Source organism: Streptomyces sp. LUP47B (assembly GCF_001746295.1).
GTDB lineage: Bacteria > Actinomycetota > Actinomycetes > Streptomycetales > Streptomycetaceae > Streptomyces.
In genome coordinates, this window is record NZ_MJAH01000006.1 from 299,968 (window position 1) to 319,601 (window position 19,634).

Sequence of the window (19,634 nt, forward strand, 5' to 3'; positions counted from 1 at the left end):
TGCAGCGAAACGTATAGTCATGCCATCCAGGAGGAGGATGACATGGCGGTACGTGCGGCGGTGGCCGGAGCGAGCGGATACGCGGGCGGTGAGGTCCTGCGGCTGCTCCTGGCGCACCCCGAGGTCGAGATCGGTGCCCTGACCGGCAACTCCAACGCCGGACAGCGGCTCGGCACGCTGCAACCGCATCTGCTGCCGCTCGCCGACCGGGTACTCCAGGAGACCACGGCCGACGTCCTCGCCGGACCGGGCCGACGGCATGATGTGGTCTTTCTCGCCCTGCCCCACGGACAGTCCGCCGCCGTCGCCGAACAGCTCGGCCCGGACGTCCTCGTCGTCGACATGGGCGCCGACTTCCGGCTCGAGGACGCGGCCGACTGGGAGAAGTTCTACGGCTCCGCGCACGCCGGCACCTGGCCCTACGGCCTTCCCGAACTTCCGGGTGCCCGCGCCCGGCTCGCCGGGACCAGGCGCATCGCGGTGCCCGGCTGCTACCCGACCGCCGTCACCCTCGCCCTCTTTCCGGCCTACGTCGCCGACCTCGCCGAGAACGAGGCCGTGATCGTCGCCGCCTCCGGCACCTCCGGCGCGGGCAAGGCGCCCAAGCCGAACCTGCTGGGCAGCGAGGTCATGGGCTCCATGTCGCCGTACGGCGTCGGCGGCGGCCACCGGCACACGCCCGAGATCGTCCAGAACCTCAGCGCGGCGGCCGGTGCGAAGGTGAGCGTCTCCTTCACGCCGACCCTCGCGCCGATGCCCCGCGGCATCCTCGCCACGTGCAGCGCCAAGGCGAAGCCCGGCGTCACCGCCGAGTCCGTCCGCGCCGCGTACGAGAAGGCCTTCGCCGACGAGCCCTTCGTCCATCTGCTCCCCGAGGGACAGTGGCCCGCCACGGCGTCCGTCTACGGTTCCAACGCCGTTCAGGTGCAGGTCGCCCTCGACGAGTCCGTGGGCCGCATCATCGCGATCAGCGCCATCGACAACCTGGCCAAGGGCACCGCGGGCGGTGCCGTCCAGAGCATGAACATCGCCCTCGGTCTCCCCGAGGAGCTCGGTCTTTCCACGATCGGAGTCGCACCGTGAGCGTCACGGCAGCCAAGGGATTCCAGGCGGCGGGCATCGCCGCCGGAATCAAGGAGAACGGCAACCCGGACCTGGCCCTCGTGGTCAACACCGGGCCCCGCCGCGCCGCCGCCGGCGTCTTCACCTCCAACCGCGTGAAGGCCGCGCCGGTGCTGTGGTCCGAGCAGGTCCTCAAGAGCGGTCAGCTGTCGGCCGTGGTTCTCAACTCCGGCGGCGCCAACGCCTGTACCGGCCCCAAAGGCTTCCAGGACACGCACGCCACCGCCGAGAAGGTCGCCGAGGTGCTGGACATCGGCGCGGGTGAGGTGGCCGTCGCCTCCACCGGGCTCATCGGCCTGCTCCTCCCGATGGACAAGCTCCTGCCGGGAGTCGAGGCCGCCGCGGCCCAACTCTCCGAGCACGGCGGCGAGAAGGCCGCCATCGCCATCAAGACCACCGACAGCGTCCACAAGACGTCCGTGGTGACCAAGGGCAGCTGGACCGTCGGCGGCATGGCCAAGGGCGCGGGCATGCTCGCCCCCGGCCTCGCCACCATGCTGGTCGTCCTCACCACCGACGCGGACCTGGAGAGCGAGCCCCTGGACAGGGCCCTGCGGGCCGCCACCCGGACCACCTTCGACCGCGTCGACTCCGACGGCTGCATGTCCACCAACGACACCGTGCTGCTGCTCGCCTCCGGCGCCTCCGAAGTCACCCCCGAGTACGAGGAGTTCGCCGAGGCCGTACGGGCCGTCTGCGACGACCTCGGCCAGCAGCTGATCCGGGACGCCGAGGGCGCCAGCAAGGACATCAAGGTCGAGGTGGTGGGCGCCGCGAGTGAGGACGACGCCGTCGAGGTGGGCCGCTCCATCGCCCGCAACAACCTGCTCAAGTGCGCGATCCACGGCGAGGACCCCAACTGGGGCCGCGTCCTGAGCGCCATCGGCACCACGAAGGCCGCCTTCGAGCCCGACCAGCTGAACGTCGCCATCAACGGCGTCTGGGTCTGCAAGAACGGCGGCGTCGGCGAGGACCGCGACAAGGTCGACATGCGCTACCGCGAGGTCCACATCGTCGCCGACCTCGCGGCCGGCTCCGAGACCGCCACCATCTGGACCAACGACCTCACCGCCGACTACGTCCACGAGAACAGCGCCTACTCGTCATGAGCACCACGCGAAAGCACACCGCCCTCCCCAAGGCCCAGATCCTCATCGAGGCGCTGCCCTGGCTGGTCCGGCACAACGGCAAGACCGTCGTCATCAAGTTCGGCGGCAACGCCATGATCGACGAGGACCTGAAGGCCGCCTTCGCCCAGGACGTCGTCTTCCTGCACCACGCGGGGCTCAAGCCGGTCGTCGTGCACGGCGGCGGCCCGCAGATCAGCGCCGCCCTCGACAAGCACGGCATCGTCAGCGAGTTCAAGGCGGGCCTGCGGGTCACGACCGAGGACGCCATGGACGTCGTACGGATGGTGCTGGCCGGGCAGGTGCAGCGCGAGCTGGTCAATCTGCTCAACGAACACGGGCCGCTCGCCGTCGGATTGACCGGCGAGGACGCCCACACCATCAGCGCCACCAAGCACCGGCCCGAGATCGACGGAGAGCTGGTCGACATCGGGCGGGTGGGCGAGATCACCGCGATCGACACGGGCGCGATCCAGGCCCTGCTCGCCGACGGCCGGATCCCGGTCGTCTCCTCGATCGCCCGTAGCCAGGACGACGGACATGTCTACAACGTCAATGCTGATACGGCGGCTGCGGCACTCGCTGCTGCTCTTGACGCCGAAACCCTCATGGTCCTCACGGACGTCGAGGGCCTCTACGAGGACTGGCCGCACAGCGACGAGGTGATCAGCCGCCTCACGGCCTCCCAACTGGAGAAGCTGCTGCCGGAGTTGAGCTCCGGCATGGTCCCGAAGATGGAGGGCTGTCTGCACGCCGTACGCAACGGCGTGACCACGGCTCGGGTCATCGACGGGCGGGTCCAGCACTCGATCCTGCTGGAGATCTTCACCGACGAGGGGATCGGCACGATGGTCGTGCCGGACGGACAGGGGGATTCATGAGCAACGCGGAACTGACCGAGCGGTGGCAGGGCTCGCTCATGAACAACTACGGCACCCCGAGGCTGCCGTTGGTCCGCGGTGCGGGACTCAAGGTCTGGGACGCCGAGGGCAAGCAGTACCTCGACTTCGTCGGCGGCATCGCCACCAACGCGCTCGGCCATGCCCACCCGGCGATCGTCGAGGCCGTCAGCAGGCAGATCGCCTCCCTCGGGCACATCTCCAACTTCTTCATGGCCGAGCCGACCGTCACCCTCGCCGAACGGCTGCTCCAGCTCTTCGGCCGGGACGGCAAGGTCTTCTTCTGCAACTCCGGCGCCGAGTCGGTCGAGGCGGCCTTCAAGATCGGCCGGCTGACCGGGCGCACCCACATGGTCGCGACCGAGGGCGGCTTCCACGGCCGGACCATGGGCGCCCTCGCGCTCACCGGCCAGCCCGCCAAGCAGACCCCCTTCCTGCCGCTGCCGGGTGACGTCACCCATGTGCCGTACGGCGACGCGCAGGCGCTGGCCGCCGCGGTCACCGAGGACACCGCGCTCGTCGTCATCGAACCGATCCAGGGTGAGAACGGCGTCGTGGTGCCCCCGGCCGGCTACCTCAAGGCGGCCCGGGCGATCACGGCGGCCAAGGGCGCGCTGCTGGTCCTCGACGAGGTGCAGACCGGCATCGGCCGTACCGGAGACTGGTTCGCCTACCAGGCCCACGAGGGCGTCCTCCCGGACGTCGTCACCCTCGCCAAGCAGCTCGGCGGCGGACTGCCGCTCGGCGCGACCGTCGCCTTCGGGCGGGCCGCGGAGCTGCTGCAGCCGGGGCAGCACGGGACGACGTTCGGCGGGAACCCGGTCGCGTGTGCCGCCGGTCTCGCCGTCCTCGACACCATCGCGAACGACGGGTTGCTGGAGAACGTCAAGCAGCAGAGCGAGAGGCTGCGGGACGGAATCGAGTCACTCGGGCACCCCTTGATCTCCCACGTCCGGGGTGCGGGGCTCCTCCTGGGTATCGTGCTCACCGAGCCGCTCGCGCCGAAGGTGCAGCAGGCGGCTCAGGAGGCCGGATTCCTGGTGAACGCGCCCGCCCCCGATGTCGTACGGCTGATGCCGCCGCTGAACCTCGGCGACGACGAAGTGGACGCGCTTGTTCAGGCTCTCCCCGGCATCCTGGGTGTCGCCGAGGGAGACGGATGATCCGGAGAATGAGACGACGATGAGTCATGCGCAGGATCACGAGCACAACGGGGTCGCGGGGCCTGCCGTGCCGCAGACGCGTACCGCGCGCCACCGCCGGATCGTGGACATCCTCAACCGGCAGCCGGTGCGGTCGCAGAGCCAGTTGGCGAAGCTGCTGTCCGACGACGGGCTGAGTGTCACCCAGGCGACGCTGTCCCGGGACCTCGACGAGCTGAACGCGGTGAAGATCCGCAACAACGACGGGGATCTCATCTACGCGGTGCCCAGTGAGGGGGGTTTCCGGACTCCTCGGGCGCCGTTGGGGGAGTCGGCCAAGGAGGAGCGGATGCGGCGGCTCTCTCAGGAGCTGCTGATCTCCGCGGAGGCTTCGGCGAATCTCGTGGTGCTGCGGACGCCTCCGGGGGCCGCGCAGTTCCTGGCGTCGGCCATTGATCAGGCTGAGCTGCACGACATCCTGGGGACCATTGCCGGTGACGACACGTTGATGCTGATCAGCCGGAACCCTACGGGGGGTCAGGCGCTGGCCGAGCATTTGTTGCGGTTGGCTCAGAACGGGCACTGAAGGGGGTGGGACTGTTGTGTGCCGGATGCGGGTCGTCCGTGGCTGGTCGCGCAGTTCCCCGCGCCCCTGGGTAGATCGACTCACCCGAGTCGAGCTGCCAGGCCTCCTGTACACCTGACCTCGTCCCCCGCCGTGATCAGCAGCGCCTCCACGTCCGGCAGGGACTCCAGCCACGCCAGGCCCTCCCTCGAACCCATCGCGAAAGCCGCTGTTGCCCAGCAGTCCGCCCAGGTGACGGTCGGGGCGACCACCGTGACCGCCACCAGGTCGGTCACCGCGGAGCGGCCCGTGCGGGGGTCGACTATGTGGGCGCCGCGTTCCGCCGTGCCGGAGGTGGCCACCGCCAGCTCGGCCGCGCCCGCCGCCGAGACCACCGCGGCCAGGCCGCCCGGACGCAGGGGGTCCGAGACCCCTACCCGCCACGGGCGTTGTGGGCCCGGTACGCCCAACAGCTGTACGTCTCCGCCGCCGTTGACGCTCACCCCGGTCGCCCCCGCGAGAGCCATCCGACGGGCCGCGCGTTCCACCGCCCAGCCCTTGACGATGCCGGTGGGGTCGAGGCGGCCCTCGTAGCGCAGACTGAACCAGCCGTCGCTCGAGCGCTCGGCCCGGGCGCCGAGTTCGAGTACCTCGGCCACCTCCGGGTCGCACTCGGCGACCGTCAGCTCGCCGCGGGCCAGGCGGGAGACCTGGCTGTCGTCGCGGTAGGTGCTGAACACCTCGTTCACGCGGTGCAGTTCCGCCACCGCCTCCCGCAGTGCCGTCTGCACGGCAAGAGGTTCCCCGCCGCGGACGTCGAAGGAGAAGACCGTCCCCATGACCTCCTCCGCGTGACGCACCGCGGCGGGAGCTTGTGCCGGCTCGGCCACCGTGTCAGCCACCGGCCTGGTCCAGCGCCGACTGCAGCGACTTCTTGTAGCCCTCGCTGGTGTACGTGGCCCCGGAGACCGAGTCGATGTCGGCGCTGCCGGCCGCCACGGCCTCCTGGTTGAGCTTCGGGATGGACAGCGCCGTCTTCTGGTCGCTCGTCCCGCCCTTGGGCGCCTGCACCGCCTCGGCGTTGGTGATCTTGCCGCCGCTGACCGTGACCCGGACCTGGACCGGGCCGTACTGGGTCTGCGAGACCGCACCGGTGACCGTCTTGGCGGCCGCACCGGTGTTGCCGCCCGCCGGCTGGGAGGGCTGAGCCGACGGCTGAGCCGACGGCTGAGCCGACGGCTGGGCCGGAGCGGCCGCGTTCGCCTTGTCGATCGCCGACTGGAGCGCCTTCTTGTAGCCCTCGCTCGTGTAGGTCGCCCCGGAGACCGTGTCGACCTGCGAGGACTGCTTGGCGAGCGTGTCCTGGGTGAGCTTCGGGATGGACAGCGCCGTCTTCTGGTCGCTCGTGCCGCCCTTGGGCGCCTGGACCGCCTCGGCCTTGGTGATCTTGTTGCCGCTGACGGTGATACGGACCTGGACGGGGCCGTACTGGGTCTGGACCGCGTCCCCGGTGACCGCGCCGCCGGCGGTCGCCCCGGCGCCGCCCTGGGCCGACTCCTGTGCCGCCGCCGTCTGCTGCGGGATCGTTCCGCCCGCCTGGGCGGACGCCGGGTCCGAGGACGGCTTCAGCGACAGCATCAGCACGACACCGGAGACGGTGGCGGCGGTCGCGAGCACGACTCGACGGACGGGGTGACTCTTCCTCATCGCTTCAACAGCTCCTGAATTCCCGTCGTCACATCTCGAACGACTCGTGATGGATGCGGCGGGCGGGCACACCCGCGCCGCGCAGTGCTTCGTACACGGACTGCGCGAAACCGTTCGGCCCGCACATGAACACGTCGTGCTTGTCGATGTCGGGGAGCTTGCGCTGGAGGGACTCCGCGGAGATGTCCGGGCGCTCTCCGTCCGGACTGTTGACCGCGTACATCAGCCGGGCGCCGCGCTCGTCCGCGATGGCGGAGAGCTCGTCCCACAGGGCCAGGTCCTGGGTGGTGTTGGCCCGGTACAGCAGGGTGATGTCACCGGCCGCGCCCGGCAGCGTCTCGAACAGGGCCCGCATCGGCGTGATGCCGACGCCGCCGGCCACCAGCAGCACCTTGCCCCGGCTGCGGCGCTGGGCGGTGAGCGCGCCGTACGGGCCCTCGGCCCACACCTTGGTGCCGGGCACCAGCTCGCGCAGCCGTTCGCTGTGGTCGCCGATCGCCTTCACCGTGATCCGCAGCATGCCCGGCCGGGGCGCCGCCGACAGCGAGTAGGGGTGGGAGCTGAACCGCATCCCCGGCGCGAGGAAGCGCCAGCGGAAGAACTGGCCGGCCTCCGCGCCCATCCGGTGCAGCTTGCGCCCGCCGATCAGCACGGACACGACGCCCGGCGTCTCCTCGACGACCGCCTCGACATACATCCGGTGGCGCAGGTTCAGCCGGATCGGCGTGAGGATCCGGTACCAGAGGACCAGCGCGGTGACCGAGCCGTACAGCGCGTACCAGACGGTCTTGGCGACCGGCTCGACCGCGAAGTCGTTGCCGGTGGTCAGCTGGTGCCAGAAGGTCAGGAAGACCGCCGCGTACGTCAGCAGATGCACGTGGTACCAGGTGTCGTACGGGATCCTGCGGCGCACCCCGCCGATCGACATCAGGCCGATGAGGAACAGCAGACCGGTGCCGATGGCCGCCTTGCCCATGTCCGGCAGCTGGTTGATGGAGTCCATCGTCTGCTGGACGATGTCGCCGAGCCCCTTCCCGGCCTGCAGGGCGTAACCCCACATGATCAGGAAGACATGGGCGACGACCAGGCAGAGGGTGTAGCGGCCGGTCATCGCGTGCCAGCGGGCGACCCGGTCGGAACCCACCCGGCGTTCCAGCGCGGGTACTCGGGCCATCTGCAGCACCACGAGCGCCATCAGATAGCCGGCCAGCAGACCGGTGATCCGGCCCGCGTTGAGGATCTTGCTGTTGTCGTCGGCGACGGACGGTGTGTTGTGCCACCACAGCCACAGCACACCGGCCGCGCCCGCCCATACGGCGAGCAGCAGGACGGTCGCCGGGGAACGGCGCGGGCGGATGCGGCGCATCGTCTGGCGGCGGGCGGCGCGGCCGCCTGCGAGCGTCGTGGTCACGTTTCCTCCGGGGGCGGGGGCAAGGGGGGTGGGCGTGGTCCCTTGGTCCTCAGATACGTGCCGTGACGCCCGTGTGTTCAGCTGGCCGCGGAGTCCAGTGCGGACTGGAGTGACTGGCGGTAACCGTCACTCGTGTAGGTGGCCCCCGAGACCGTGTCGATCTGCGCGCTCTGGGCCTGCAGCGCCTCGGTCCGCAGCCGCGGGAGCGCGTAGCTGTTGATCTCCTGGTCCCTCGGGTTGTCCGTCGGGTAGGTGACCGCCGTGACCTCGGTGAGCTTGCCGTCCTTGATGGTGATGCGGACCTGGACCGGCCCCCAGCGGGTCTGGACGGTGTCGCCGGTGACGGTCTTCGTGCCGGTGGCGGCCGATCCGGTGCCGCTCGACGCGCTCGCGCTGCTGGAGGGCACGGGCAGCGCCAGGGCGGTCTGCGGTGATGCGTGCGGCTTCAACGACAGCAGCATCACCATCCCGGAGACGGTGGCGGCGCTCGCCAGCACGATCCGGCGCAATGGGCGGTTCTTCTTCAGCGCGTGCACGGGTGCGGCCTCACAGTTCGAAGGACTCGTGGTGGATACGGCCATCGGGAACGCCCGCGGCGCGCAGCTCCTCGTACAGGTCCCGGGCGAACCCGTGCGGGCCGCAGAGGTAGACGTCGTGCTCGGCCAGGTCGGGCAGGGCCGCCCGCAGCGACTCGGCGGTGATCCGCGGCCGTTGTCCCCCGGGCCCGTTGAGCAGGTAGTGGAGCCTGGCCCCGCGCCAGCGCGCGACGGCCTCCAACTCCCCGCCCAGCGCGAGGTCTTCGACCGTGTGCGCCCGGTACAGGAGGGTGACCTCGCCCGGCAGCGTCTCGAACAGCGCACGCAGCGGGGTGATGCCGACGCCGGCGGCGATCAGCAGCGACTTCGGCGAGGTCTGCCGGTCCACGGTCAGCGAGCCGTACGGCCCCTCCGCCCACACGCGCGTGCCCGGCCGTAGCAGCGCCACGGCCGCGCTGTGGTCACCGAGCGCCTTCACTGTGATCCGCATCCGGTCGCGGCGCGGCGGCGCCGACAGCGAGTACGGCGTCGACGTCCAGCCCATGCCCTGCCCGAGGAACCGCCAGCGGAAGAACTGCCCTGCCCGGGCGCCCAGTTCGTCGAGCCGCCGCCCGCCCACGACGACCGAGTACACGCCCGGCGCCTCCCTGTGCACGGACTCCACCCGCATCCGGTGCCGCAGGTTCAGCCGCACCGGGGCGAGGATCCGGAACCACAGCACCAGGGCCGCGACACCGAGGTAGAGCGCGTACCAGGCCGCCGTGGCCGCGGCGTTGCCGTTGAAGTCGTTCCCGAGGGCCAGCTGGTGTCCGAAGGCGAGGAACACGGCGCCGTACGTGAGCAGATGGACGTAGTACCAGAACTCGTGGCTGGTCCGACGACGTACCGCCCGTGCCGAGGTGACGCCGACGGCGAGGAGGATCACCGTGCCGGCGGTGGCCTTGAGCATCTCGGGATAGTCCAGGACCACCGTGAGCGTCTCGTGCCAGAGCGAGGCGCCGTCCTGGGCCGCGTACCCCGAGAGGATCAGCCCGATGTGCGCGAGCAGCAGACAGACGGTGTAGCGGCCGGCCATCGCGTGCCAGCGGGCCACCCGGTCCGAACCGACCCGCCGCTCCAGCACCGGCACCCGCGCCATCAGACCCACGAGCACCGCGCAGGCGTACCCGCACAGCAGGCCGGCGATCCGTCCGGCGCCGGTCAGCCATCCGGCCGTACCGACCACGGATCCGGTGTCCGCCCACCACAGGGCGATCACGGCCGCCGCACCGGTCCACAGGAGGGCGAGCACGGCACCCGCGGGGGAGCGTCGCGCGGGCGGCGCCACGGCCGGTGCGGCCCGCTGCTCGTACACGGTGGTCATAGGTGCGTCCTTTCGCCTGTCCAGGACACACACTGTGCAAGGGGAACTTCTCAGGACCCTCTGAAAGGGCACTCCGCAGAGCGCACTCAGAGGAAACTCAGAGCTTCCCGGGGCACCCGCCGCCCCGGCCAGGGGTGATCCTGGAGAGGACATGAACACCGCACGCTCCGGCCGCCCCGCTCTCACCCGCCCCGACGGCACCCCGCTGCGCGTCCTCGTCGTCGACGACGACCCGGACCTCGCCGAGGTCCTCTCCGGCGCCCTGCGCTACGAGGGCTGGCAGACCCGCACGGCCGGCGACGGCGCCTCGGCGGTGGCCGCGGCCCGGGAGCTGCTGCCCGACGCCGTCGTCCTGGACGTGATGCTCCCGGACACCGACGGCTTCGCGGTCCTGCGCGCCCTGCACACCGTGAAGGCGGACGTGTGCGTGCTCTTCCTGACCGCCCGGGACGCGGTCGAGGACCGCATCAAGGGCATCACGGCGGGCGGTGACGACTACGTCACCAAGCCCTTCAGCCTGGAGGAGGTCGTCGCCCGGCTGCGCGGACTGCTGCGCCGCGCCGGTATGGCCCGGCAGCTCGACGAGGGCCCCCGGCTGACCGTCGGCGACCTGGTCATGGACGAGGAGGCCCGCGAGGTCACGCGCGGCGGCGAGCTGATCGAACTGTCCCCGACGGAGTTCGAGCTGCTGCGCTTCCTCATGCGCAACCCGCGCCGCGTGCTCAGCAAGGCGCAGATCCTCGACCGGGTGTGGTCCTACGACTTCGGCGGCCGCGCCCATGTCGTCGAGCTGTACATCTCCTACCTGCGCAAGAAGGTGGACGCGGGCCGCGAGCCGATGATCCACACCGTGCGCGGGGCCGGGTACGTGATCAAACCGGTGACGCCATGAGAAGCCTGCGGCCCCACACGCTGCGGGCCCGGCTCACCCTCGGCCTCCTGGTGCTCCTCGCGGTGAGCTGTGCCGCCGTAGGGCTGGCCGCCGTGGTGGAGCTGAACGGCTTTCTCACCAGTCGGCTCGACGAGCAGCTGACCGAGGCCGGGAACAGGTTCGCGGTCAGCCTGGAGCACAAGCAGGAGCTGCCGAAGGACGACCACGACGGTGACGAGCGCGCCGACACCCGCCGACAGGCCACGGGCACGTTCGGCGCCCGGCTGATGGACGGCACGGTCACCAACGCCGCGGTGGTCCGTCCCAGCGGCACCCTGAACGTCGACCTGACCGCCGCCGACCGGGAGCGGCTCGCGGCCGTCCCGGCCGACGGCCGTGGCCACAGCGTCGGCCTCTCCGCCCTGGACGACTACCGGGTGATCGCCACCCGGGGACTGGACGGCGACGTCCTGATCACAGGGATGCCCCTGGAGCCCGTCGAGGCCGCCGTGCACCGACTGGAGCTGGTCGCCGGCATCGTCTTCGGCGCCGCCCTCACCGCCGCCGGTGTCGCGGGCGCCCTGTGGGTGCGCTGGTCCCTGCGCCCGCTCAGCCGGGTCGCCGCCACCGCCACCCGGGTCAGCGAACTCCCGCTGGCCAGCGGCGAGGTGGCCCTGCCGCCCCGCGCCCCCGAGTCCGATCCGCGCGGCGAGGTGGGCCGGGTCGCCGGCGCCTTCAACCGCATGCTCGGCCATGTCGAGGACGCCCTCACCAAACGCCACGCCAGCGAGGAACGGCTGCGCAGCTTCGCCGCCGACGCCAGCCATGAACTGCGCACCCCGGTCGCCTCGGTGCGCGGCCACGCCGAACTCGCCCTGCTGCACCCCGGCCCGCTGCCGCCGGAGATCACCCGGGCCCTGCAACGCATCGCCGCCGAGTCGACCCGCATGGGCGCGATGGTCGACGACCTGCTCCTGCTGGCCCGCCTGGACGCGGGCCGCCCCCTGGAGACCGCCCCCGTCGACCTCACCCGCCTGGTCCTCGACGCCCTCACGGACGCGCGGGCCACGGGTTCGGGTCATCGCTGGGAACTGGACCTCCCCGAGGACCCGGTCACGGTGACGGGCGACGCACACCGCCTCCAGCAGGTCCTGGCCAACCTGCTGTCCAACGCCCGGCTGCACACCCCCGCCGGCACCAAGGTGACGGTGACCCTGGAGACCGACGGCGCCACAGCGCTGCTGAAGGTCCACGATGACGGCCCCGGCATCCCCGAGGACATCCAGCCGGGCGTCTTCGAACGCTTCACCCGCGCCGACCGCAGCACCAAGGCGGAGACCGGGGGCGCGGGCCTGGGACTGTCGATCGTGGCGGCGGTGGTGGAGGCGCACGGGGGCAGCGTGACGTTGGAGAGCGGGCCGGGATCGACCACCTTCACCGTCCGGATCGGTGCCGCGTGACTCAGACCGCGGACGGCGGCAACGGCAACGGCAGTCCCGGCAGGCCGTCCAGGCTCGTGGCGATGTGCTCCTTCTTGGCGAAGTACGCGCTCAGCGACTCGTCGTCCTCGCGCGCGAACCGCCTGCCGTGCAGCTCGCGGTCGCCCTCGTACGCCATGTACGGCACCGCGTAACCGCAGGAGTCGCGGACCAGTTCGGCCGTCACGACGACGATCGCCCGCAGTCCGTGCGCGGCCGGGTCGATGTCCGGAAAGTGGGAGAGCAGTTCCCTGAAGCGCGGGTCGTCCCGGAAGACCGGCTCACCGCGCCCGTGCACCCGGACGATGTTCGGCGGCCCCTGGAACGCGCACCACATGAGGGTGATCCGGCCGTTCTCCCGCAGATGCGCGACCGTCTCGGCGGTGGAACCCGCGAAGTCGAGGTACGCCACGGTGAGTTCGTCGAGGATCGCGAAGCAGCCGCGCAGTCCCTTGGGGGAGAGGTTGACCGTGCCGTCGCCGGACAGGGGCGCGGTCGCGGTGAAGAAGAGGGGCTGCGCCTCGATGAAGGAGCGGAGCCGGCCGTCTATGCGCTCATACGTCTTTCCCATGTGCAGCAATTATGGGCGCAGACCTTTCGCCTGTCTAAGGAATTCGGGCGTCCCGTCGCGGGAGGACGCCCGTGGCCGCCCCGGCCGGCGCTCACACGGGGCGGCCACAGCGCCTGTCACGTCACTTGGTGAGCGTGCAGGCAGCCAGGGAGTCGAGGCCCTGCGGCTTCTCCGCCGTACGGCCGATGGAGATCGCGATGCGGTCGATGGTCGACTTCCGCTTGTCGGCCAGCGGGCCGAGGATGGCGTTCTGGACGAAGTTCGCACCACCCTGGCCGACGGTGTCGACGAGCCGCTTGTTGGCCTCGTCGATCTGGGTCTGGAGCAGGGTCAGGTTGCGGTCGACCTCGGCCTGGGCGGTGGCGGGGATCGCCGGCAGCTGGGAGGCCACGTCCGGGCAGGAGATGGCGCCGGTTCCGGCTGCCTCACCCGCGTCGCCCGCGCCCTGTCCGTTCCCGGTGTCCTCGGCGCCGCCCGCCGCCTCCGAGGCCGCCTCGCTCGGCGTGGCCCCCGCCTCCGCGCCGGCCCCGGCCTCCGCGCCCGCGCCCGCCTCCTCACCCGTGCCGGCGGCACCGCCGGCGTTGAGGGTGCAGGGAGCCAGGGCGTCGAGGCCCTGCGGCTTGTCGGCCGTACGGCCGATGGCGGTGGCGATGCGGTTGACCGTGGCGATCCGCTTGTCCTCCAGCGGGCCGAGGATGGCGTTCTGGACGAAGTTCGCACCACCCTGGCCGACAGTGTCGACGAGCCGCTTGTTGGCCTCGTCGATCTGGGTCTGGAGCAGGGTCAGGTTGCGGTCGACCTCGGCCTGGGCGGTGGCGGGGATCGCCGGCAGCTGCGAGGCCACGTCCGGGCACGTGATGCTGCCGACGTCGGCCAGCGTCCGGGCGGTGGCGGTGCTGCTCTTGGAGGTCTCCCCGGCGAGGGCGGTACCGGCGACGATCGCCCCGGTCAGTGCCACGGCGGCGGCGCCGCCGATGATCGCCACGCGGCGCTTGTTGTACTTAGGAAGAGCCCTGGACATGCGGATGCCTCACTCGGGGTCGGGGGTGGTCTTCTTGACAAACGCGGCGCCTGCGTTCGGCGGGAAGTACGGGCAAGCGGTTTCTCGTGTTCAAAGGGAGCGCAAATTCCTTGCCGCCCCGACCTCGGATTGACGAATCATGCAGGACTCTGCATAATCATGCATAACGTTGAGTGCAGCCGTGAGGAGCAACGCAAGTGAGCAGCAACAGCGGTGACGTCCGGCTCTGGGGCGGCCGTTTCGCCGACGGTCCCGCCGAGGCCCTGGCCAGGCTGTCCGCGTCCGTCCACTTCGACTGGCGGCTCGCGCCGTACGACATCGCCGGTTCGCGTGCCCACGCGCGCGTGCTCCACAAGGCGGGACTGCTGAGCGAGGACGAGCTCCAGCGCATGCACGCGGGGCTCGACCAGCTCGAAGCCGACGTGGCCGACGGCTCCTTCGTCGGCACGATCGCCGACGAGGACTGCCACACGGCCCTGGAGCGGGGCCTGCTGGAGCGTGTCGGTCCCGATCTCGGCGGCAAGCTGCGCGCGGGCCGCTCGCGCAACGACCAGATCGCGACCCTCTTCCGCATGTACCTGCGGGACCACGCCCGCATCATCGGCGGCCTGATCGCCGAACTCCAGGACGCGCTGGTCGGCCTGGCGGAGGCTCACCCGGACGTGGCGATGCCCGGCCGCACCCACCTCCAGCACGCCCAGCCGGTGCTGTTCGCCCACCACGTCCTGGCCCACGTCCAGTCCCTGTCCCGGGACGCGGAGCGGCTGCGCCAGTGGGACGAGCGCACGGCCGTCTCGCCGTACGGCTCGGGCGCCCTGGCCGGCTCCTCCCTGGGCCTGGACCCGGAGGCGGTGGCGAAGGACCTCGGCTTCGAGCACGGCAGCGTCGGCAACTCCATCGACGGCACGGCCTCCCGTGACTTCGTCGCGGAGTTCGCCTTCATCACCGCGATGATCGGCGTCAACCTCTCCCGGATCGCCGAGGAGGTCATCATCTGGAACACGAAGGAGTTCTCCTTCGTGACCCTGCACGACGCGTTCTCCACCGGTTCGTCGATCATGCCGCAGAAGAAGAACCCGGACATCGCGGAGCTGGCACGCGGCAAGTCCGGCCGCCTGATCGGCAACCTGACGGGTCTGATGGCCACGCTCAAGGCCCTGCCCCTCGCCTACAACCGCGACCTCCAGGAGGACAAGGAGCCGGTCTTCGACTCCTGCGACCAACTGGAGGTACTGCTCCCCGCCTTCACCGGCATGATGGCGACCCTCACGGTCAACCGTGAGCGCATGGAGGAACTGGCCCCGGCCGGCTTCTCGCTCGCCACCGACATCGCCGAGTGGCTGGTCAGGCAGGGCGTCCCCTTCCGTGTGGCCCACGAGGTGGCCGGCGAGTGCGTCAAGGCGGCGGAGGCCGAGGGCAAGGAACTGAGCGACCTGACGGACGACCAGTTCGCCAAGATCTCCGCCCACCTGACCCCGGAGGTCCGCACGGTCCTCAACGTCCCGGGCGCACTCGCCTCCCGCAACGCCAGGGGCGGCACGGCCCCGAGCGCGGTGGCGGTCCAACTGGCGGAAGTGAAGGCGGACCTGGCCGCTCAGCACCGGTGGGCAGAACGCAGTTGAGGGGCGCGGGGCTGTATTGATCTGCGGCTCCGCCGCGGGGCGCGACAAGCCACGGCGAACCCGCACCCGCCACGCAGCTGTCAGGCGCGCGGTTCCCTCACCGAAGGTCGTCGCGGGATACGTTGGTCGGACAGCCGTACCGGACCCGACCGAACGGAGCCCGCGATGCCCTTCGCCCGACTGGCCGCAGCGACAACCCCCACCTGCCACCTCGGACTCGGCCTCGCCGCCGTCGGACGCCCCGGCTACATCAACCTCGGCCGAGACGAGGACCTCGGAGCCGACCGCAGCGTAGAGAGCCTCCGCACCCGCACCCACGATCTCCTCGACGCGGCCTACTTCCAGGGCGTCCGCTACTTCGACGCGGCCCGCTCCTACGGCCGCTCCGAGGAGTTCCTCGCGGACTGGCTCGCCAAGAACCCCGGTATCGACGACGTGGTCGTCGGCAGCAAATGGGGCTACACCTACACCGCCGACTGGACCACCGACGCCGAGAAGCACGAGGTCAAGGACCACAGCGTCCAGGCCTACGAGCGCCAGCGCAGCGAATCCGCCGAAGTGCTCGGCGACCGTCTCGACCTCTACCAGATCCACTCGGTGACCCCGGACAGCCCGGCCCTCACCGACAAGGAACTCCACGCGAGGCTCGCCGAGACGGCCGCCCAGGGCACCTCGATCGGCTTCTCCACCAGCGGTCCCGCCCAGGCGGACGCCATCCGCGCCGCCCTCGCCGTGACGGTCGACGGCGAGCCGCTCTTCCGTACCGTCCAGTCCACGTACAACGCCCTGGAGACCTCGGCCGCCCCCGCCCTCGCCGAGGCGCACGACGCGGGCCTCACGGTGATCGTCAAGGAGGGCATGGCCAACGGCAGGCTCGCCGAGCCGCACGCCCCGGACGCCCTGAAGGCCGTAGCGGCGGAAACCTCCCTGGGCTGTGACGCCGTGGCCCTCGCGCTCGTCCTGCGTCAGCCCTGGGCCGGGGTCGTCCTCTCGGGGGCCGCCACCACCGTCCAGCTCGCGTCCAACCTGCACGCGGCCGTCGTCGACCTCGACGACGAGCAGCTGGCCCGGCTGGCAGGGCTGGCGGAGGAGCCGGACGCGTACTGGGAACGCCGCCGCCGGCTGCCCTGGCACTGACGAGACCCTGATCAGGCGTCGGGATGAGACAGCTGTGCCCGTCATGAGACATCAATGTCTCATATGGTTTATGGTTGTCTCATGGCTGTCGACCGTGACCATGTGCTGCGCAGTGCCGCGGCCCTGCTGACCCGCCGATCCACCGCGACCATGGACGAGGTCGCCAAGTCCGCGGGGATCAGCCGGGCCACGCTGCACCGCCACTTCGCCGGACGCGACGCGCTCGTGCGGGCACTGGAGTCGCTGGGCATCGAGGAGTGCGAAAAGGCGCTCGACGCCGCCCGCCTGGACGAGGGGCCGGCGAGTGATGCCGTGCGGCGCCTGGTCCGCGAGGCCGAACCCGCTGCCGGACTGCTCGCCTTCCTCTACACGGAGAACCAGCTGTTCGAGGGCGAGGAGCAGAACGACGGCTGGGCCCGGATCGACGCCCGCATCTCCGCACTGTTCCGGCGCGGCCAGCAGAGCGGCGAGTTCCGCATCGACCTCACCCCCGTCTGGCTCACCGAGGCCCTGTTCGGCCTGCTCGCCTCCGCCGTCTGGCTGCTCCAGAGCGGCAAGGGCGCCCCCAAGGACTTCCACCACATGACCGTCGAGCTGCTGCTCGGCGGCGCACTGCGTCATTCCGTACGACCGATAGAGGAATCATGACCAGCACCCTGCAGCCGGCGACAGCGACCGAGGCGGTGAAGCGTCCCGGCCGTTGGCTCGCGCTGTCCGTCCTGGTGCTCGCCGTGCTGCTGGTGGCCGTCGACGCGACCGTCCTCGGCCTCGCGACCCCGTACATCAGCGAGGACCTCGAGCCGACCGGCACCCAGCTCCTGTGGATCGGTGACGTCTACTCGTTCGTCATCGCGGGCCTGCTGGTGTCGATGGGCAGCCTCGGCGACCGCATCGGCCGCAAGCGGATCCTGCTGCTGGGCGCGACGGCGTTCGGCGCGATATCGATCCTCAACGCCTACGCGACGACACCGGAGTTGTTGATCCTGGCGCGGGCGCTGCTCGGCGTCGCCGGCGCGACCCTGATGCCCGCCACCCTGGCCCTGATCCGCAACATCTTCCACGACCCTCGCGAACGCAGCCTCGCCGTCGGCATCTGGGGCGCGACCGCCTCCGCCGGTACGGCGATCGGCCCCATCGTCGGCGGCTTCCTGCTCGAACACTTCTGGTGGGGCTCGGTCTTCCTGATCAACCTGCCCGTGATGGCGGTCCTGGTCGTCGTCGGCATCAGGTACCTGCCCGAGTCCCGCAACCCGAACCCGGGACCCTGGGACACGACCAGCGTCGTGCTGTCCCTGGTCGGCGTGATCGGAGTGGTCTACGGCGTCAAGGAGACCGCCGCGCACGGCATCACATGGGAGCCGGCCGCCGCGGGAGTTCTCGGAGCGGCGGCCCTGTACGCCTTCGTCCGCCGCCAGCTCACCCTCCCCGCGCCCCTGCTGGACATGCGGCTCTTCCGCAACCGCGGCTTCAGCGGCGCCGTCCTGGCCGACCTCCTGACCATCCTCGGCCTCTCCGGGCTGGTCTTCTTCCTCTCCCAGTACCTGCAACTCGTCCAGGGCAGAGGCCCGTTGGAGGCGGGCCTGGCCGAACTCCCGGCGGCGGTGGGCGCGGTGGCGGCGGGCCTGGTGGCAGGTCGCGCGGCTCGACGCTTCTCGGTGCGAGCGGTGGTGGCGGGCGGCCTGGCCGCGGTGGGCCTCGCTCTGGCCGCCCTGACCGTGATCGACCAGTCGACGGGCTATCCGCTTCTCGGCGCCGCGCTGCTGGTCGTCGGAGTGGGCGCCGGCTTCTCGTTCACGGTGACGGCCGACGTGATCCTTTCCTCCGTACCGAAGGAGCAGGCGGGCGCGGCGTCGGCGGTCTCGGAGACGGCGTACGAACTGGGCGCGGCGCTGGGCATCGCGATCCTGGGCTCGATCGTGACAGGGATCTACCGCGGCTTTGCTGCTCCGGCGGGGACGCCGGAAGGGGCGCACGAGTCACTGGGCGGCGCGGTGGAAGCGGCGGCGGGCATGTCGCCGGACAAGGCACAGACAATGCTGTCGACGGCCCGAGAGGCATTCGTCGACGGCCTCGCAATCTCGGCGGGAGCAGGCGCAGCAGTACTTCTGGCAACGGCGATTGCGGCATGGTTCATGCTGCGAGCGCAACGGTTGGACAACGCCGCTTAAGGGGCGTGGGGCTGTATGAGTTTGCGGCTCCGCCGCGTGGGCGCGACCAGCCACAACACACCCGCACCCGACGACGAAACCGTTACGCGGCCTTCGCCTTGGTGGCGTACATGTCCACGTACTCCTGCCCCGACAACCGCATGACCTCGGTCATCACGGAGTCCGTCACGGCCCGCAGCACGTACCGGTCCCGGTCCATGCCCTCGTACCGCGAGAACTCCATCGCCTCACCGAAGCGAACCGTGACCCGCCCCGGGCGGGGCATCCCCGCACCCCCCGGCTGCAGCTTGTCCGTGCCGATCATCGCGAACGGAACCACCGGCGCCCCCGTCATGAGCGTCAGACGCGCGATACCGGTGCGCCCCCGGTAGAGCCGGCCGTCGGGCGACCGCGTTCCCTCCGGGTAGATCCCGAAGACCTTGCCCTCCTCCAGCACCCGCCGGCCGGTCATCAGCGCGGCGACTCCGCCGCGACCGCCGTCGCGGTCCACGGGGATCATGCCGACGCCGGTGAAGAACCAGGCCATGAGCCGGCCCTTGAAGGTCTTGCCGGTGACGTACTCGTCCTTGCCGATGAAGAACACCTGCCGGTCGCACACCAGCGGCAGGATCATCGAGTCGATGAAGGTGAGGTGGTTGCCGGCCAGGATGACGGGACCGTCACCCGGGATGTGCTCCGCGCCCTCCACCTGTGGGCGGAACATCAGGCGCATGATCGGTCCGAGCACTGCCTTGATGAGCGCGAAGCGGGACAACGGGCCCTCCGGTGTCAAGAGAACGGCCAGGGAAACTGTATGAGTCTGTGCAGGTGAGGACATTACTCGCGGCTCGGGGGATCGTGCACATCGAGCACCGGCGGTTCACCGAGGTCTTACGCACTGTTGACACTCGTTTA

19 protein-coding genes are annotated in these 19,634 nt (G+C 70.8%); 11 read left to right on the forward strand and 8 right to left on the reverse strand.

The features are described from left to right. Positions 1 to 42: 42 nt before the first annotated feature. The 5 genes from argC to BFN33_RS19600 are packed head-to-tail and all read left to right on the forward strand — an operon-like array spanning position 43 to position 4,876. Positions 43 to 1,083: an N-acetyl-gamma-glutamyl-phosphate reductase gene (gene argC, locus BFN33_RS19580; RefSeq protein ID WP_069761377.1), complete on the forward strand. Its 1,041-nt coding sequence runs from the start codon at positions 43 to 45 to the stop codon at positions 1,081 to 1,083. After that, positions 1,080 to 2,231, forward strand: coding sequence for a bifunctional glutamate N-acetyltransferase/amino-acid acetyltransferase ArgJ (gene argJ, locus BFN33_RS19585; RefSeq protein WP_069761378.1), 1,152 nt, complete (start codon positions 1,080 to 1,082; stop codon positions 2,229 to 2,231). Before argC ends, argJ begins: the two co-directional genes overlap by 4 nt. Beyond that, entirely contained in the window at positions 2,228 to 3,130 is a 903-nt protein-coding gene (gene argB, locus BFN33_RS19590) for an acetylglutamate kinase (protein ID WP_069761379.1), read from the forward strand. Before argJ ends, argB begins: the two co-directional genes overlap by 4 nt. Further along, a complete protein-coding gene (locus BFN33_RS19595) occupies positions 3,127 to 4,311 on the forward strand; it encodes an acetylornithine transaminase (protein WP_069761380.1) in 1,185 nt (394 codons plus the stop codon). Before argB ends, BFN33_RS19595 begins: the two co-directional genes overlap by 4 nt. A gap of 19 nt (positions 4,312 to 4,330) precedes the next feature. Beyond that, on the forward strand, positions 4,331 to 4,876 hold the full coding sequence (locus tag BFN33_RS19600) for an arginine repressor (protein WP_069761381.1): 546 nt from the start codon (positions 4,331 to 4,333) through the stop codon (positions 4,874 to 4,876). A gap of 80 nt (positions 4,877 to 4,956) precedes the next feature. Here BFN33_RS19600 and BFN33_RS19605 read toward each other — a convergent pair whose 3' ends face one another. The 5 genes from BFN33_RS19605 to BFN33_RS19625 all read right to left on the reverse strand — a co-directional run bounded on the left by BFN33_RS19605 (position 4,957) and on the right by BFN33_RS19625 (position 9,872). Then, on the reverse strand, positions 4,957 to 5,757 hold the full coding sequence (locus tag BFN33_RS19605; protein ID WP_256122798.1) for an FAD:protein FMN transferase: 801 nt from the start codon (positions 5,755 to 5,757) through the stop codon (positions 4,957 to 4,959). Next, positions 5,750 to 6,562, reverse strand: coding sequence for an FMN-binding protein (locus tag BFN33_RS19610; protein ID WP_069761382.1), 813 nt, complete (start codon positions 6,560 to 6,562; stop codon positions 5,750 to 5,752). Before BFN33_RS19610 ends, BFN33_RS19605 begins: the two co-directional genes overlap by 8 nt. 28 nt (positions 6,563 to 6,590) lie before the next feature. Next, entirely contained in the window at positions 6,591 to 7,973 is a 1,383-nt protein-coding gene (locus BFN33_RS19615; RefSeq protein ID WP_069761383.1) for a ferric reductase-like transmembrane domain-containing protein, read from the reverse strand. 77 nt (positions 7,974 to 8,050) lie between these two features. After that, entirely contained in the window at positions 8,051 to 8,509 is a 459-nt protein-coding gene (locus BFN33_RS19620) for an FMN-binding protein (protein ID WP_069761384.1), read from the reverse strand. 10 nt (positions 8,510 to 8,519) lie between these two features. Beyond that, complete coding sequence (locus tag BFN33_RS19625) at positions 8,520 to 9,872, reverse strand: ferric reductase-like transmembrane domain-containing protein (protein WP_069761385.1); 1,353 nt, start codon at positions 9,870 to 9,872, stop codon at positions 8,520 to 8,522. Positions 9,873 to 10,023: 151 nt separating this feature from the next. Here BFN33_RS19625 and BFN33_RS19630 point away from each other — a divergent pair, with 151 nt between their 5' ends. Together BFN33_RS19630 and BFN33_RS19635 are read left to right on the forward strand one after the other, a co-directional pair. Next, positions 10,024 to 10,764: a response regulator transcription factor gene (locus BFN33_RS19630; RefSeq protein WP_069761386.1), complete on the forward strand. Its 741-nt coding sequence runs from the start codon at positions 10,024 to 10,026 to the stop codon at positions 10,762 to 10,764. After that, a complete protein-coding gene (locus tag BFN33_RS19635) occupies positions 10,761 to 12,203 on the forward strand; it encodes a cell wall metabolism sensor histidine kinase WalK (RefSeq protein WP_069761387.1) in 1,443 nt (480 codons plus the stop codon). Before BFN33_RS19630 ends, BFN33_RS19635 begins: the two co-directional genes overlap by 4 nt. A gap of 1 nt (position 12,204) precedes the next feature. On the opposite strand, the gene BFN33_RS19640 is transcribed toward BFN33_RS19635, so the two are convergent. Further along, the gene (locus tag BFN33_RS19640) at positions 12,205 to 12,792 is read right to left on the reverse strand and encodes a pyridoxamine 5'-phosphate oxidase family protein (RefSeq protein WP_069761388.1); all 588 of its coding nucleotides are present in this window, start codon (positions 12,790 to 12,792) and stop codon (positions 12,205 to 12,207) included. A gap of 121 nt (positions 12,793 to 12,913) precedes the next feature. After that, a complete protein-coding gene (locus BFN33_RS19645) occupies positions 12,914 to 13,813 on the reverse strand; it encodes a hypothetical protein (protein ID WP_069761389.1) in 900 nt (299 codons plus the stop codon). A gap of 197 nt (positions 13,814 to 14,010) precedes the next feature. On the opposite strand from BFN33_RS19645, the gene argH reads away from it, so the two are divergent. The 4 genes from argH to BFN33_RS19665 all read left to right on the forward strand — a co-directional run bounded on the left by argH (position 14,011) and on the right by BFN33_RS19665 (position 18,740). Next, the gene (argH, locus tag BFN33_RS19650; protein ID WP_069761390.1) at positions 14,011 to 15,435 is read left to right on the forward strand and encodes an argininosuccinate lyase; all 1,425 of its coding nucleotides are present in this window, start codon (positions 14,011 to 14,013) and stop codon (positions 15,433 to 15,435) included. A 165-nt stretch (positions 15,436 to 15,600) separates the two neighbouring features. Beyond that, the gene (locus tag BFN33_RS19655; protein ID WP_069761391.1) at positions 15,601 to 16,572 is read left to right on the forward strand and encodes an aldo/keto reductase; all 972 of its coding nucleotides are present in this window, start codon (positions 15,601 to 15,603) and stop codon (positions 16,570 to 16,572) included. A gap of 81 nt (positions 16,573 to 16,653) precedes the next feature. Then, a complete protein-coding gene (locus BFN33_RS19660) occupies positions 16,654 to 17,220 on the forward strand; it encodes a TetR/AcrR family transcriptional regulator (protein WP_069761392.1) in 567 nt (188 codons plus the stop codon). Beyond that, complete coding sequence (locus BFN33_RS19665) at positions 17,217 to 18,740, forward strand: MFS transporter (protein WP_069761393.1); 1,524 nt, start codon at positions 17,217 to 17,219, stop codon at positions 18,738 to 18,740. The genes BFN33_RS19660 and BFN33_RS19665 overlap by 4 nt, the downstream gene beginning before the upstream one ends. 82 nt (positions 18,741 to 18,822) lie before the next feature. On the opposite strand, the gene BFN33_RS19670 is transcribed toward BFN33_RS19665, so the two are convergent. Then, positions 18,823 to 19,494, reverse strand: coding sequence for a lysophospholipid acyltransferase family protein (locus tag BFN33_RS19670; RefSeq protein ID WP_069761394.1), 672 nt, complete (start codon positions 19,492 to 19,494; stop codon positions 18,823 to 18,825). Positions 19,495 to 19,634: the final 140 nt, after the last annotated feature.

Coding starts and splice junctions, on each gene's coding strand:
- BFN33_RS19595 (WP_069761380.1), top strand. CDS start 3,127: ATGAGCAACGCGGAACTGACCGAGCGGTGGCAGGGCTCGCTCATGAAC.
- BFN33_RS19625 (WP_069761385.1), bottom strand. CDS start 9,872: ATGACCACCGTGTACGAGCAGCGGGCCGCACCGGCCGTGGCGCCGCCC.
- BFN33_RS19655 (WP_069761391.1), top strand. CDS start 15,601: ATGCCCTTCGCCCGACTGGCCGCAGCGACAACCCCCACCTGCCACCTC.
- BFN33_RS19610 (WP_069761382.1), bottom strand. CDS start 6,562: ATGAGGAAGAGTCACCCCGTCCGTCGAGTCGTGCTCGCGACCGCCGCC.
- BFN33_RS19645 (WP_069761389.1), bottom strand. CDS start 13,813: ATGTCCAGGGCTCTTCCTAAGTACAACAAGCGCCGCGTGGCGATCATC.
- argC (WP_069761377.1), top strand. CDS start 43: ATGGCGGTACGTGCGGCGGTGGCCGGAGCGAGCGGATACGCGGGCGGT.
- BFN33_RS19630 (WP_069761386.1), top strand. CDS start 10,024: ATGAACACCGCACGCTCCGGCCGCCCCGCTCTCACCCGCCCCGACGGC.
- argB (WP_069761379.1), top strand. CDS start 2,228: ATGAGCACCACGCGAAAGCACACCGCCCTCCCCAAGGCCCAGATCCTC.
- BFN33_RS19640 (WP_069761388.1), bottom strand. CDS start 12,792: ATGGGAAAGACGTATGAGCGCATAGACGGCCGGCTCCGCTCCTTCATC.
- BFN33_RS19665 (WP_069761393.1), top strand. CDS start 17,217: ATGACCAGCACCCTGCAGCCGGCGACAGCGACCGAGGCGGTGAAGCGT.
- BFN33_RS19600 (WP_069761381.1), top strand. CDS start 4,331: ATGAGTCATGCGCAGGATCACGAGCACAACGGGGTCGCGGGGCCTGCC.
- BFN33_RS19660 (WP_069761392.1), top strand. CDS start 16,654: ATGGCTGTCGACCGTGACCATGTGCTGCGCAGTGCCGCGGCCCTGCTG.
- BFN33_RS19635 (WP_069761387.1), top strand. CDS start 10,761: ATGAGAAGCCTGCGGCCCCACACGCTGCGGGCCCGGCTCACCCTCGGC.